This is a genomic window from Mycobacterium sp. NGS61, from assembly GCF_059812325.1.
In genome coordinates, this window is sequence record NZ_JCALCL010000001.1 from 814,560 (window position 1) to 828,622 (window position 14,063).

General features: G+C 68.6%; 13 protein-coding genes and 1 riboswitch. Of the genes, 8 read left to right on the plus strand and 5 right to left on the minus strand.

The features are described 5' to 3' along the window. The first annotated feature begins 2 nt into the window (after positions 1-2). Positions 3-317: a DMT family transporter gene (locus AC5Y3Z_RS03920; RefSeq protein WP_463825957.1), complete on the plus strand. Its 315-nt coding sequence runs from the start codon at positions 3-5 to the stop codon at positions 315-317. Here AC5Y3Z_RS03920 and yhjD read toward each other — a convergent pair. Further along, positions 314-1,339, minus strand: a complete 1,026-nt coding sequence (gene yhjD, locus AC5Y3Z_RS03925) for an inner membrane protein YhjD (protein WP_463825956.1) — start codon at positions 1,337-1,339, stop codon at positions 314-316. The two genes, AC5Y3Z_RS03920 and yhjD, sit on opposite strands and share 4 nt — an antisense overlap. Positions 1,340-1,346: 7 nt before the next feature. Further along, on the minus strand, positions 1,347-2,366 hold the full coding sequence (gene trpS / locus AC5Y3Z_RS03930) for a tryptophan--tRNA ligase (protein WP_463825955.1): 1,020 nt from the start codon (positions 2,364-2,366) through the stop codon (positions 1,347-1,349). A gap of 216 nt (positions 2,367-2,582) precedes the next feature. Here trpS and ephH point away from each other — a divergent pair, with 216 nt between their 5' ends. The 4 genes from ephH (at position 2,583) to AC5Y3Z_RS03950 (ending at position 6,830) form a co-directional block, all read left to right on the plus strand. Next, positions 2,583-3,380: an epoxide hydrolase EphH gene (ephH, locus tag AC5Y3Z_RS03935; protein ID WP_463825998.1), complete on the plus strand. Its 798-nt coding sequence runs from the start codon at positions 2,583-2,585 to the stop codon at positions 3,378-3,380. A gap of 65 nt (positions 3,381-3,445) precedes the next feature. Further along, positions 3,446-3,565: riboswitch (SAM riboswitch) on the plus strand. Between the two features lie 42 nt (positions 3,566-3,607). Next, positions 3,608-4,957, plus strand: a complete 1,350-nt coding sequence (locus AC5Y3Z_RS03940; protein WP_473139746.1) for a bifunctional o-acetylhomoserine/o-acetylserine sulfhydrylase — start codon at positions 3,608-3,610, stop codon at positions 4,955-4,957. Between the two features lie 11 nt (positions 4,958-4,968). Next, positions 4,969-6,102, plus strand: a complete 1,134-nt coding sequence (gene metX / locus AC5Y3Z_RS03945) for a homoserine O-acetyltransferase MetX (protein WP_473139747.1) — start codon at positions 4,969-4,971, stop codon at positions 6,100-6,102. Continuing rightward, positions 6,099-6,830 carry a class I SAM-dependent methyltransferase gene (locus AC5Y3Z_RS03950; RefSeq protein WP_463825952.1) on the plus strand — a complete coding sequence of 244 codons (732 nt, stop codon included), beginning with the start codon at positions 6,099-6,101 and terminating at the stop codon, positions 6,828-6,830. Before metX ends, AC5Y3Z_RS03950 begins: the two co-directional genes overlap by 4 nt. Positions 6,831-6,941: 111 nt before the next feature. On the opposite strand, the gene AC5Y3Z_RS03955 is transcribed toward AC5Y3Z_RS03950, so the two are convergent. Then, positions 6,942-8,378: an FAD-dependent oxidoreductase gene (locus AC5Y3Z_RS03955; protein ID WP_473139748.1), complete on the minus strand. Its 1,437-nt coding sequence runs from the start codon at positions 8,376-8,378 to the stop codon at positions 6,942-6,944. A gap of 198 nt (positions 8,379-8,576) precedes the next feature. Here AC5Y3Z_RS03955 and AC5Y3Z_RS03960 point away from each other — a divergent pair, with 198 nt between their 5' ends. Further along, entirely contained in the window at positions 8,577-8,999 is a 423-nt protein-coding gene (locus AC5Y3Z_RS03960; protein ID WP_463825950.1) for a DUF732 domain-containing protein, read from the plus strand. Here AC5Y3Z_RS03960 and AC5Y3Z_RS03965 read toward each other — a convergent pair whose 3' ends face one another. Next, the gene (locus AC5Y3Z_RS03965) at positions 9,000-9,293 is read right to left on the minus strand and encodes a DUF3017 domain-containing protein (RefSeq protein ID WP_463825949.1); all 294 of its coding nucleotides are present in this window, start codon (positions 9,291-9,293) and stop codon (positions 9,000-9,002) included. It lies immediately after the preceding gene. 2 nt (positions 9,294-9,295) lie between these two features. After that, positions 9,296-10,147 carry a bifunctional methylenetetrahydrofolate dehydrogenase/methenyltetrahydrofolate cyclohydrolase gene (locus AC5Y3Z_RS03970; protein WP_473139749.1) on the minus strand — a complete coding sequence of 284 codons (852 nt, stop codon included), beginning with the start codon at positions 10,145-10,147 and terminating at the stop codon, positions 9,296-9,298. Positions 10,148-10,174: 27 nt separating this feature from the next. Between AC5Y3Z_RS03970 and AC5Y3Z_RS03975 the strand changes: the two genes are divergently transcribed. Further along, complete coding sequence (locus tag AC5Y3Z_RS03975) at positions 10,175-11,374, plus strand: NADH:flavin oxidoreductase (protein ID WP_463825947.1); 1,200 nt, start codon at positions 10,175-10,177, stop codon at positions 11,372-11,374. Between the two features lie 29 nt (positions 11,375-11,403). Continuing rightward, a complete protein-coding gene (locus tag AC5Y3Z_RS03980) occupies positions 11,404-14,046 on the plus strand; it encodes an FHA domain-containing protein (protein ID WP_473139750.1) in 2,643 nt (880 codons plus the stop codon). Positions 14,047-14,063 lie beyond the last annotated feature (17 nt).

Genomic DNA, 14,063 nt, shown 5'->3' on the forward strand with positions numbered 1-14,063 from the left:
CGATGGCTTGGCTCGTCTTGGTGGTGTCGGGAGTGCTCGAAGCGGTGTGGGCGACCGCGTTGAACAAGTCTGAGGGATTCACCCGCCTGGGTCCGTCGCTTATTTTCGCTGCGGCCCTGCTGTTCTCGATGACCGGGCTGGCCGTTGCCATGCGCAGCCTGCCCACCGGCACCAGCTACGCCGTTTGGGTCGGCATCGGTGCGGTGCTCACCGTGGGGTACGCGATGCTCAGCGGTGACGAGTCCGCCTCGCTGATCAAGTTGGGCCTGATTGCCGGCGTCGTCGCCTGCATCGTCGGACTCAAGCTGGTCGGCTAGCGACGTCGGCGGAACAGCCGCGAAAAGGTCAGTGCCCCAATGGCTCCCGCTCCCAGTGCGGCCAGCGTCTGGCGCGCGCTCAGACCTTCTTCAACCTGTATCCGCGGCCGGATGATCGCGGGCGCGGGCGGATCCACATGTGTTTCGCGCTCGTCGTCGGAGGCGGTCGCGGCCCAGGCGGTGGCGAACAACAGCAACGACCAGGTGACGAACGCGAACACCATCAGTCCCAGTACCGGCCCGAACGTCGCCCCGGCCGGGCTGCGCACCACGGTCTGCAGGTAGATCGATCCGAGTTGCTTGAACAGTTCGAATCCGACGGCAGCCATCAACCCGGCCCGCATCGAGGTGACGAAGCTGCCCGGCAACCGCGGCAGCCGGGCGATCATCCAGGTGAACAGCAGCCACGACACCAGCAACGCCACCAACAGCGAGACGCCGCGGAAGATCTCGTCGAAGATCGAAAAGTCCGGGATGTGAAGCCATTTGAGCACCGCGTTCATCGGTCCCGTCTGGCCCAGCGCGCTCAGCGCCACGGTGACCGTGAGCACCAGGAAGGTGCCCAGCATCGCGAGCAGATCCGAGAGTTTGGTGCGCACAAAACCGTCCGGATCGACCTGCTGCTCCCACATCTCGCTCAACGCTTCCCGCAGGTGCCACATCCAGCCCAGACCCGCCCACAGCGCGGTCAGCAACCCGATCACTCCGACCGATGCGCGCGCGTCGATGGCCGAGTTCATCAGTTCGACCATCTGCTGTCCCAGTTCCCCCGACACTGCCTGCCTGATCTTGTCGTCCAGGCTGTTCAGCAGCTGCGGCTGGCGCTTCAACGTATAGCCGGCCACCGCGAAAGCGACCATCAACAGCGGGAATAGCGCAAAGATCGTGTAGTAGGTGAGGCCCGCGGCGAAGAAGGTGCCCTTCTGCTTGGCGAAGCGCTGGTACGCCTTGATCATGTGGGGCAGCCAGGGCAGCCTGGCCCGCAGCCGATCCAGAAATCCTGGCTCAGGCTGCTCGTCCATCGACTACCTATTCCTTTAGCGGTAGGAAACCTAACCGATCGTAGACCCGCTGCACGGTTTTGCTGGCGACTTCGTTGGCGCGCTGCGCACCGGTCGCCAGCGTCGCTTCCAACTCGGCGAGATCGGCGGTCAGTTCCTCGACCCGCGCCTTGATCGGACGGACGTATTCGACGACGGCTTCGGCGGTGTCCTTCTTCAGGTCGCCGTACCCGCGGCCGGCGTATCCCTCGACGAGCGCCTCGATACCGCGTCCGGTGACTGCCGATTGGATGCTGAGCAGGTTCGACACCCCCGGTTTGGTTACCGGGTCGTAGCGGATTTCCCGCTCGCTGTCGGTCACCGCGGAACGAATCTTCTTGGCGGATCTGCCCGGGTCGTCGAGCAGGCTGATCAGGCCGGCATCGGTGGACGCCGACTTGCTCATCTTGGAGGTGGGGTCTTGCAGGTCGTAGATCTTGGCGGTGATTTTGGGGACGAAGACGTCGGGAACCACGAAGGTGTCCGGGAAGCGGCTGTTGAACCGCTGCGCGATATCGCGGGCGAGTTCCAGGTGCTGGCGCTGGTCCTCCCCGACGGGCACCAGATCGGTGTCGTAGGCCAGCACGTCGGCGGCCTGCAGCACCGGGTAGGTGAACAGGCCGACGGTGGTGGACTCGGCGCCCTGCTTGGTCGACTTGTCCTTGAACTGGGTCATCCGTGAGGCCTGGCCGAAGCCGGTGAAGCAGCCCAGCACCCACGCCAATTGGCTGTGTGCGGGGACGTGACTCTGCACGAAGATGGTGGCGCGTTGGGGGTCGATGCCCAGCGCCAGATACTGCGCGGCGGTGATCAGGGTGCGGCGCCGCAAGGCCGCGGGGTCCTGCGGGATGGTGATGGCGTGCAGGTCCACCACGCAGAAGAACGCGTCGTGGTCGTCCTGCAGACCGACCCACTGGGCGACCGCGCCCAGTGCGTTGCCGAGGTGCAGCGAGTCGGACGTGGGCTGGACGCCGGAGAAAATGCGGCGGGATCCGCTGGGGGTGCTCATGATGCCTTCGATCTTTTCACGGACATTGCGCAGTCTGAGCGGCGTCAGTCACCACCGGCGACGACACCACCCCCGGTGAACCTCGAGCCGACCGGATCCGCTTGCGATACCAGCGGTATCGCATTTACTGTCGGATTCATGCCACGCTTCCTCAAAGGCGCGTCCGAGGCGGATGCCACCCGCGACCCGATCCACCTGGGTTCGGGCGAGCCGGTGCTGCTGTTGCACCCGTTTTTGATGTCCCAGACGGTGTGGGAGGTCGTCGCGCAGCAGATCGCCGAGACCGGCCGCTACGAGGTGTTCGCGCCGACCATGGCCGGCCACAACGGCGGCCCGCGGGCCGGCACCTACTTCTTGTCCTCTGAGGTCCTGGCCGATCACGTCGAGAAGCAGATGGACGAACTCGGCTGGGACACCGCCCACATCGTCGGCAATTCGCTGGGCGGCTGGGTGGCCTTCGAGCTGGAACGCCGCGGGCGGGCGCGCAGCGTCATGGGCATCGCACCGGCCGGGGGCTGGACGCGGTGGAGTCCGGCCAAGTTCGAGGTGATCGGCAAATTCATCCTCGGCATCCCGCTGTTGGTGGTCGCGTGGCTGCTCGGGCCGAAGGCCTTGCACATCCCGTTCAGCCGCCACCTGTCCACGTACGCGCTCAGCGCGTCCCCGGACGGCGTCAGCGAGCGCGAGTTGAGCGTCGTCATCGACGACGTCGCGCACTGCCCGGCCTACTTCCAGCTGCTGGTGAAGGCGCTCCTGATGCCCGGCCTGCAGGAACTCGCTGAGAACGCCGTGCCGGCGCACCTGGTGATCTGCACGAAGGACCGGATCGTCCCGTCGCCCCGGTTCAGCCGGCATTTCCGCAACAACCTGCCCGACGACCACCGCTTCACCAAGCTGGAAGGCGTCGGTCACGTGCCCATGTTCGAGGCGCCCGGTCGGGTCACCGAGGTCATCCTGGACTTCCTCGACGAGTGCGTGCAGTCCTCCCGCGTCGCCGAGCCGCCGGCCAGCTAGCCGGTCCCGCCCCGCCGTGCTGCGGAATTGGCAGCGCATCGCCGCCATGCGTTAAGCTGCGAGTCGGTCATGAGCGCCAGCGTCAAGCCCCGGCTTGCTGGCCGGCAACCCTCCAACCGCGGTGGGGTGCCCCGGGTGATGACCAGGTTGAGTAGCCACAACTGGCTATCCGGCAAGCGCGGGTCCGCCACGAACGGGCCCCTGAGCCAGACAGGGGAAGCATTCTCGTGACCACCGACAGCACCGCAGACCCGACCGCGCACTGGTCGTTCGAAACCAAACAGGTGCACGCCGGCCAGCACCCCGATCCCGCCACCAACGCCCGGGCGCTGCCGATTTACCAGACCACCTCGTACACCTTCAACAACGTCGCGCATGCGGCCGCCTTGTTCGGCCTGGCCGAGCCCGGCAACATCTACACCCGCATCGGCAACCCCACCACCGACGTCGTCGAGCAGCGCATCGCCGCACTCGAGGGCGGGGTGGCCGCGCTGTTCCTGTCCTCCGGGCAGGCCGCCGAAACGTTCGCGATCCTGAACCTGGCCGGCGCCGGCGACCACATCGTTTCCAGCCCCAGGCTGTACGGCGGAACCTACAACCTTTTCCACTACTCGCTGGCCAAGCTGGGCATCGAGGTCAGTTTTGTCCAGGATCCCGACGACCTGGACTCCTGGCAGGCCGCCGTCCGGGACAACACCAAGGCGTTCTTCGGCGAGACCATCTCCAACCCACAGATCGACGTGCTGAACATCCCCGGGGTCGCCGAGGTGGCGCACCGCAACGGGGTGCCGCTGATCGTGGACAACACCGTGGCCACGCCGTATCTGGTTCAGCCGCTCGCCCACGGCGCCGACATCGTGCTGCATTCGGCCACCAAGTACCTGGGTGGCCACGGCTCCGCGATCGCCGGGGTGATTGTGGACGGCGGCACCTTCGACTGGACGCAGGGCCGCTTCCCCGGCTTCACCACCCCGGACCCCAGCTACCACGGTGTGGTGTTCGCCGAACTGGGTCCGCCGGCCTACGCGCTCAAGGCCCGCGTGCAACTGCTGCGCGACCTCGGCTCGGCGGCGTCGCCGTTCAACGCGTTCCTGGTGGCGCAGGGCATCGAGACGCTGAGCCTGCGGATGGAGCGACACGTCGCCAACGCCCAGCGGGTCGCGGAGTTCCTCGAAGCCCGCGACGACGTGATCTCGGTCAACTACGCGGGGCTGCCCAGTTCGCCGTGGTTCGAGCTGGGAAAGAAGTTGGCGCCCAGAGGAACCGGGGCGGTACTGGCCTTCGAGCTGGCCGGCGGCGTGGCGGCCGGCAAGGCGTTCGTCGATGCGCTGCAGCTGCACAGCCACGTCGCCAATATCGGCGACGTGCGCTCGCTGGTGATCCATCCCGCCTCCACCACGCACGCCCAGCTCAGTCCCACCGAGCAGCTGGCCACCGGCGTCACCCCGGGCCTGGTGCGACTGGCTGTCGGCATCGAGGGCATCGACGACATCCTGGCCGATCTGGAGCTTGGTTTCGCGGCGGCCGGGGTACCCGCGGCCAACGGTAGCGACCCGCAGACCGTGGCGGCATTCTGAGGGACTTGTACATGACGATCTCCGACGTGCCCACCCAGACGCTGCCCACCGAAGGTGAAATCGGCGTCGTCGGCATCGGTTCGCTGCCGCTGGAACGTGGCGGCGTGCTGGACGACGTGCACATCGCGATACAGCGCTGGGGCGAGCTGTCGCCGGAGCGGGACAACGTGGTGATGGTGCTGCACGCGCTCACCGGCGATTCGCACATCACCGGCCCCGCCGGCCCCGGCCACCCGACCCCCGGCTGGTGGGACGGCGTCGCCGGGCCGGGTGCACCGATCGACACCGATCGCTGGTGCGCGGTCTCGACCAACGTGCTGGGCGGCTGCCGGGGCTCGACCGGCCCGAGTTCGCTGGCCCGCGACGGCAAGCCCTACGGCTCCAGGTTTCCGCTCATCACGGTGCGCGACCAGGTGGAAGCAGACATCGCCGCGCTGGCCGCGCTGGGAATAACTCAGGTGGCCGCCGTCGTTGGCGGGTCCATGGGCGGTGCCCGTGCGCTGGAATGGATCGTCGGCCACCCCGACCGGGTGCGGGCGGGACTGCTGCTCGCGGTGGGGGCCCGGGCGACGGGCGACCAGATCGGCACCCAGTCCACCCAGATCGCAGCCATCAAGGCCGACCCCAACTGGCAGGGTGGCGACTACTACGAGACCGGGCGCGCACCCGAGGACGGTCTGAACATCGCGCGCCGGATCGCCCACCTGACCTACCGGGGCGAGATCGAACTCGACACCAGGTTCCGCAACGACCCCCAGCCCGGGGAGGATCCGGCGGCCGGCGGCCGGTTCGCCGTCCAGAGTTACCTGGAGTACCAGGGCGAAAAGCTGCTGGCCCGGTTCGACGCCGGCAGCTATGTGATCCTGACCGAGTCGCTGAACAGCCACGACGTCGGACGCGGTCGCGGCGGGGTGCATGCGGCGTTGACCAGTTGCCCGGTCCCGGTGGTGGTGGGCGGCATCACCACCGACCGGCTCTACCCGTTGCGGTTACAGGACGAGCTCGCCGAGCTGTTGCCGGGTTGCACCGACGTCCGGGTGGTCAGCTCCGTCTGCGGACACGACGGGTTCCTGGTCGAGACCGAAGCTGTCGGCGAATTGATCCGGGAGACATTGGCTTTGGCGCAAGGCGCGTGTTCGCGGTGACCCGATCCAGACGCAACCGCTCCCTGTCGTTCGGCTCAGCAGCGGCCGCCTACGAGCGGGGCCGCCCCACCTATCCGCCGGAGGCGATCGACTGGCTGCTGCCGGCCGGGGCACGCAAGGTTCTCGACCTCGGAGCGGGGACGGGGAAGCTGACCACCCGGCTGGTCGAACGCGGCTTGGATGTGGTGGCGGTCGACCCGGTTCCCGAGATGCTGGAAGTGCTCACCGCATCGCTGCCGGAGACGGTGGCGCTGTTGGGTACCGCCGAAGAGATCCCGTTGGAGGACAACAGCGTTGACGCCGTGCTGGTAGCGCAGGCGTGGCACTGGGTCGACCCGGCCCGGGCCGTCCCGGAGGTGGCGCGGGTGTTGAAGCCGGGCGGCCGGCTGGGCTTGGTGTGGAACACCCGCGACGACCGGATGGGCTGGGTGCGTGAACTGGGCGATATCATCGGGCGCGACGCCGACCCGGTGAACGACCTGGTGACCCTGCCCGAGCCGTTCACCGACGTGCAACGTCACCAGGTGGAGTGGACCAGTTACCTTACGCCCCAGGCACTTATCGATCTGGTGGCATCCCGCACCTACTGCATCACCTCGCCGACCGAGGTGCGGTCCAAGACGCTGGACCGGGTCCGCCAGCTGCTGGCCACCCACCCGGCACTGGCCGGGTCGGCGGGCTTAGCGCTGCCCTACGTCACCGTCTGCGTACGGGCGACGCTGGGCTGACCGCCCTAGCCCCGCCCCCGTCGACTGTGCATTCCACGACTCACCCGCGGCGTGTCGCGTCGCAGACGGCACACTCGGCAGCTGGTGAGTTCAGAAGCGTAGCAGGCGAATTCAGAAGCTGAGCCCGGAGTACATCAGCTGGCCGGGGTCGTACTGTTGCCGAACGGCACTCAGCCGCGCCAGGTTTGAGCCGAAATATCGCGCCGCCTGGGTGTTGGCTTCCAGATAGTTGACGTAGCCGCCGACCGAATACTGCTTCACCGTCTGATGCGCGGTCGCCACCCAGGTACTGGCTGTCGACGTCGACCCACTGCCGGTTTCGACATACCACTGCGCGACGGCAGCGGCGCGTCGCCACGGGAACGCCGTTGCCGCCGTGTCCACGTCACCGACCGCGCCAGACAGCGTGTCGACGATCACCGAGGCCCGGCCACCCTCGGGCGGCCACTTCCCGAGTGCACCCACAATCGCCTGCGCCGCCGCCGAATCGAGGGTGCCGATCACGTCGGAGCCGGCCACGAATCCGCGTGGCGAACTCGTCGCGCTGCCACCGGCCAGGTAGGTCACCAGTTCCATGCGCCCGAGCGTCTTGTGTTCGGTGGCGGTGGGCGCCACTCCGACCGCGGCTTTGATCGCCTCGGCCACTGCCGGTCCGGTACCGGCCGGGCAGGTGGCCAGCACGTGGCAGGCGCCCTGGGTGCCGTTGACCGAGAGGTCGACCAGACCCCAGGTGTTCCGGTCCGCCGACCCGAGCCAGGTCTGCCATCCGGTGAGCACCTGCGCGCCGGCCGACGGCGCGAAATCGACCCGCACCACGTCGGAGTCGGCGGTGGGGAATGTGGTGAAGGTCAGCGAGGTGGTCACCCCGAAGTTGCCGCCGCCACCGCCGCGCAGCGCCCAGAACAGCTCCGGGTTCTCCTGCTCGGACGCGGTGACCGTTTGACCGCTGGGCAACACCACCGTCGCCGACCGCAAGGCATCGCAGGCCAGGCCCGCATGCCGGGAGTCCGCCCCCATGCCGCCGCCGAGCGTCAGACCAGCCACCCCGACGGTGGGGCAACTGCCGGTCGGTATCGCACGGCCACCACCGGCCAGGGCCTGGTTGATCGCGTAGAGCTGGGTTGCGGCCGGCACGGTCACGGTGCCAGCACCGTTGTCGACGTTGACCCCGCCGGTCAGGCCGCGCAGGTCGAGGACCATGGCCCCGGTCGCGCTGGATGCGCCGGTATAGGAATGGCCACCGCCGCGGGGAGCGATCTTGAGTCTGTTGGCCGCCGCGAACGCGACCGCTTTCTGGACGTCCGCCGGCGAGGTGACCAGCACCACCGCCGCCGGACTGGAACCGTTGTACAGCGAGTTGAATATTTGCTTGCCACCGGCGAAACCGGCGTCGGAGGGCAGCAACACTTTGCCGCTGATGGCGGACGCCAGGCTGCTCCACGCACCGGTCGGCTCAGCCCAGGCCCGCACCGCCGGGAACAACGCCGAGCTGGCCAATGCTCCGACTGCGCCGCGTAGAAAGGCCTGCCGCGAGATCATGAGTCGCATTGTCGATCGCCGACCCGGCCAAACCCATTGCCTGCCAACGTGTCGCGGCACAGCGTGACGCGATCGTGTCGTAGCGCACCCGAAACGCCGGGCGGGCCAAACCTTTACACCTTCGTGTCCTGAATGAGACCGCCGTAGACGAAGGTTCGTAGAGTCACTGAGTGCCGCCTGGGTGCTCTCCAACTATCGGGAGCCGACATGATGCCATGGCGCCACCAACCACTGACCGTCCGGCTACTGGCCGGAACCGCCGGGCTGCTCACCGCGGCCGCGGCATTCGCCGCCCCCGCCGAGGCGAGTCCCGTCGACGACGCGTTCATCTCCGCCCTGTCCAACGCCGGCGTCAACATCGGCGATCCGATGGACACCGAAGCGCTGGGGCAGTCCGTCTGCCCGATGCTGGCCCAGCCGGGCGGGAACTTCGCCGCGGCCGCGACGCGGGTCCGGGGCAGCAACGGTATGTCGCCCGAGATGGCCAGCATGTTCACCACGATCGCGATCCAGATGTACTGCCCCTCGGCGATGGCCGACATCGCCAGCGGCCGGATGCCGGGCGCACTGCAGCAGATCCCGGGCATGGCGGGCATCCCGGGGCTGCCCGCGGGCCTGCCCGGGATGTAGCTAGCCGGTGCCCAGCGGGTCGATGGTCCACGCGACGTAGACCATCGCGGCAGCCACCGACGCCGTGGTCAGCAGATCGGTCCCCCGGCTGCGCACCACCAGCAGGCCGGCCCGCTCCTCGGGCAGGGCCAGCCGCAGCGCCGCGGCCACCCCGACACCGATGCCGATCAGCAACGCGCCGCGGCGCCAGAAGTTCGCCCCGGCCAGTACGAACGCCACCAGGAAGATCAGTCCGACGAGCAGAATCGGCCACTGGGCGCGGACCGCGCGTCCCAGAATGGTCCGGATCGTCATCGTTATCCGGCCAGCCCTTCGGCCAGCTCGACGACGTTGGTCAGCAGGAAGGCGCGGGTCAGCGGACCGACCCCGCCCGGGTTGGGCGACACGTGACCGGCCACCTCCCACACGTCGGGATGCACGTCACCGGTGAGTTTGCCGTCCACCCGGCTGACGCCCACGTCGACGACTGCGGCCCCGGGGCGCACCATGTCGGCGGTCAGCAGGTGCGACACCCCGACGCCGGCGACGATGATGTCAGCCTGCCGCGTGATCGCGGGCAGGTCACGAGTTCCGGTGTGGCACAACGTTACTGTGGCGTTCTCCGAGCGACGGGTGAGTAGCAGTCCGAGCGGCCGGCCCACCGTCACGCCGCGGCCGATCACCACCACGTGTGCGCCGGCGATCTCGACGTCGAAGCGGCGCAGCAGGTGCACGATGCCGCGCGGCGTGCACGGCAGCGGCGCGGGGTCGTTCAGCACCAGCCGGCCCAGGTTGGTCGGGTGCAGCCCGTCGGCGTCCTTGTCCGGGTCGACGCGCTGGAGTGCGGCGTTTTCGTTCAGGTGTTTGGGCAGCGGCAACTGCACGATGTAGCCGGTGCACTCGGGGTTGGCGTTGAGTTCGTCGATGGTGTCGTTGAGCGTCTCGGCAGAGATGTCGGCGGGCAGGTCGCGGCGCAACGAGGTGATGCCCACCTTGGCGCAGTCGGCGTGCTTGCCGCGCACGTAGGCCTGGGAGCCGGGGTCGTCGCCGACCAGGATGGTGCCCAATCCGGGGGTGCGGTCCGCAGCGTTCAAAGCCGCCACCCGTTTGGTCAGATCGACGAAGATCTCGTCCCGGGTGGCCTTGCCGTCCAGCGTGATTGCGCCCACGCCAGACAGTCTGGCATGGTCCCTCTCATGTCGTCTGCTGCCCCAGACGTGCTCAGCCCGGCCACGCTCGGTCCGATCACATTGCGCAACCGCATCATCAAGTCCGCGACTTTCGAAGCGCGCACCCCGGACGCGTTGGTGACCGACGACCTGATCGAGTACCACCGCCTGCCGGCCGCCGGCGGTGTCGGCATGACCACCGTCGCCTACTGCGCGGTCTCCCAGGGCGGACGCACCGAAGGCAACGGGATCTGGCTGCGCCCGGAGGCGGTGCCCGGCTTCCGGCGGCTCACCGACGCGATCCACGCCGAAGGCGCGGCGGTCAGCGCGCAGATCGGCCACGCCGGCCCGGTCGCCAACGCCCGCTCGAACAAGGCCCCCGCGCTGGCCCCGGTGCGGTTCTTCAACCCGATCGGCATGCGCTTCGCGAAGAAGGCCAGCGCCGACGACATCGACGACGTGCTGGCCGACCACGCCAGGGCCGCCCGGTTCGCGGTGGAAGCCGGCTTCGACGCCGTCGAGATACACCTCGGCCACAACTACTTGGCCAGTTCGTTCCTGTCGCCGCTGATCAACCGTCGCACCGACGAATTCGGCGGCTCGCTGGCCAACCGGGCCAAGGTGGCCCGCGGCCTGGTGCTGGCCGTGCGTCGCGCCGTCGACCAGGGGCCGCGGCCGATAGCGGTCACCGCGAAGCTGAACATGTCCGACGGGGTGCGCGGCGGCATTTCCAACGAAGAGGCGCTGACCACCGCCAAGTGGCTGGAGGAAGACGGCGGCCTGGACGCGATCGAACTCACCGCCGGCAGTTCGCTGGTCAACCCGATGTACCTGTTCCGCGGCGACGCGCCGTTGCGGGAATTCGCCGGCGCCTTCAAGCCGCCGCTGCGCTGGGGTATGCGGCTGACGGGCAAGAAGTTCCTGCGCGAATATCCGTACCGGGAGGCGTACCTGCTGCGCGAGGCCCAGCTGTTCCGCGCCGAGTTGACGTTGCCGCTGATCCTGCTGGGCGGTATCACCAACCGCGAGACCATGGATCTGGCGATGGCCGAGGGTTTCGATTTCGTCGCGATGGGACGCGCGCTGTTGGCCGAGCCGGACCTGATCAACCGCATCGCGGCTGACGGCGCCGCGGTGCATTCGGCGTGCACGCACTGCAACAAGTGCATGCCGACCATCTACACCCGGACGCACTGCGTGGTGACCGGCGCGCCTGACAGGCGTTGAGTGAGGGGCTACCGGCTAAAGTTGTCTGAATGTCTCCGCCCGTCCCGCCAGCGCTGACCGTCCGCCACGACGGCTCGGAGCGTACGTTCGCCGCAGGCCATGACGTGGTGGTCGGCCGCGATCTGCGCGCCGACATGCGAATCACCCACCCGCTGATCTCGCGCGCGCACCTGTTGCTGCGCTTCGACCAGGGCCGCTGGCTGGCGATCGACAACAACTCGCTCAACGGCACCTACGCCAACGGCCGGCGGGTGCCGATGGTCGACATCCACGACGGTCAGGCCGTCAACATCGGCAACCCGGACGGACCGCTGCTGGTCTTCGAGGTCGGGCGGCACCACGGGCCGGCCGGGCGTCCCCCGCAGACCGAATCGATGCGTATCCCGGCCGTCGCCGGCCCGTCCGGGGCGTGGCCGGCCGCGCCCCCACCGGGTCCCCCGCCCGCGGCGCCGCCCAGCGGGCGCCAACCGAGCCGGGGCGGACCACCGCCGCTGCGGCCGCATCCGGGTGGGCCGCCGCCGGGGCAACCGATGTACCCCAGCAGCGGCCAGCCGTGGGCCCCGCCCGGCTATCCGGTGAGTGCCCCGCCGTCGTCGTCGCCCAACTTCGCCCCGCCGGGACCGCCGGGACCGCCGGGACCGTCGCGGCCGCCATTGCGCCCGGGCCCGTCGGCCGGCGCCAAGCCGCCGGAGGGCGGCAACATCGCGACCAAGATGTTCCAGGCCCTGATGACCCGGACCGGCTCGCACGAGAAACCGGCCGGGTCCGTCACGATCGGACGTTCCACCGACAACGACATCGTCATCCAGGACGTCCTGGCCTCCCGTCAGCACGCGTTCCTGACCCTGACGCCGCTGGGCGCGGAGATCCGCGACAACAGCAGCGTCAACGGCACCTTCGTCAACGGCGTGCGGGTCGGTTCGGCCATCCTGACCGACGGTGACGTGGTCACCATCGGCAACGTCGACCTGGTGTTCGCCGGCGGCACCCTGGTGCGCCGCACCGCCGCGGCCACGCGTACCGGCGGCCTGGAGGTCAACTCCGTCACGTTCACCGTCGAGGGTGGCAAGCAGCTGCTCGACCACATCTCGCTGACCGCGCGGCCGGGCACGCTGACCGCCATCATCGGTGGTTCCGGTGCCGGCAAGTCCACGCTGTCGCGGCTGATCGCCGGCTACACCAGCCCGACCACCGGCAATGTCACCTTCGAGGGCCACGACATCCACGCCGAATACGCCTCGCTGCGCAGCCGCGTCGGCATGGTCCCCCAGGACGACGTGGTGCACCGCCAGCTGACGGTGAACCAGGCGCTCGGCTACGCCGCCGAGCTGCGGTTGCCGCCCGACACCAGCAAAGCCGACCGCGCCCAGGTGGTCGCCCAGGTTCTCGAGGAACTCGAGTTGACCAAGCACGGCGACACCCGGGTGGACAAGCTCTCGGGCGGCCAGCGCAAGCGTGCTTCGGTGGCGTTGGAGTTGCTCACCGGGCCGTCCCTGCTGATTCTCGACGAACCGACCTCGGGCCTGGACCCGGCGCTCGACCGGCAGGTGATGATGATGCTGCGCCAGCTCGCCGACGCGGGCCGCGTGGTGCTGGTGGTCACCCACTCGGTGTCCTACCTTGACGTCTGCGACCAGATCCTGTTGCTGGCGCCGGGCGGCAAGACCGCGTTCCTGGGCACGCCCGATCAGATCGGCGCGGCCATGGGCACCACCAACTGGGCCGACATCTTCACCAAGGTGGGCGCCGACCCGGACGAGGCCAACCGCCGTTTCCTGGAGGCCAGACAACAGCCACCGGGTCCGGCGCCGGCCAGCCCGGCCGCCGACCTGGGCGAGCCGGTGCATAACAGCGGCTTCCGTCAGTTCTCCACGATCGCGCGTCGCCAGGTTCGGCTGGTCATCTCCGACCGTGGTTACACCGTGTTCCTGGCATTGCTGCCGTTCCTGATCGGCGTGCTGACCCTGACGGTCCGCGGCAAGACCGGATTCGACATGGCCGACCCCTACAGCAGCGCACCGAATCAGCCCGGGCAGATCCTGGTGATGCTCAACGTGGGGGCGGTGTTCATGGGGACCGCGCTCACCATCCGCGACCTGGTCGGGGAACGTCCCATCTTCAAACGCGAACAGGCCGTCGGGCTGTCCACCGGCGCCTACATGGCCGCCAAGATCGTGGTGTTCTGCGCCTTCGCCACCATGCAGGCGGCGATAGCCACCACGATCGCGGTGATCGGCTGGGGGAAGCCGATATCGGACGCGGTGTTGCTGGGCGACGTCCGGCTGGAACTGTTCGTCACCGTCGCAGCCACGTGTGTGGCCTCGGCGATTCTCGGTATGGCGCTGTCGGCGATCGCGAAGTCCCAGGACCAGATCATGCCGCTGCTGGTCACCGCGATCATGTCGCAGCTGGTGTTCTCCGGCGGGATGATCTGGGTGACCAACCGCACCGGCCTGGACCAGTTGTCCTGGGCCACCCCGGCGCGGTGGGGGTACGCTGCGGCGTCGTCGACCATCGACACCCACCGGCTCACCCCGGGTCCGACCGACCCCAAGGACCAGCACTGGAACCACACGCCCAGCGCGTGGCTGTTCGACATGGGCATGCTCGCGGTGTTGTGCATTATCTACAGCAGCATCATCTGGTGGAGAATTCGCCTAAAGCGCCGCTGACGCGGATTGCACCCCTA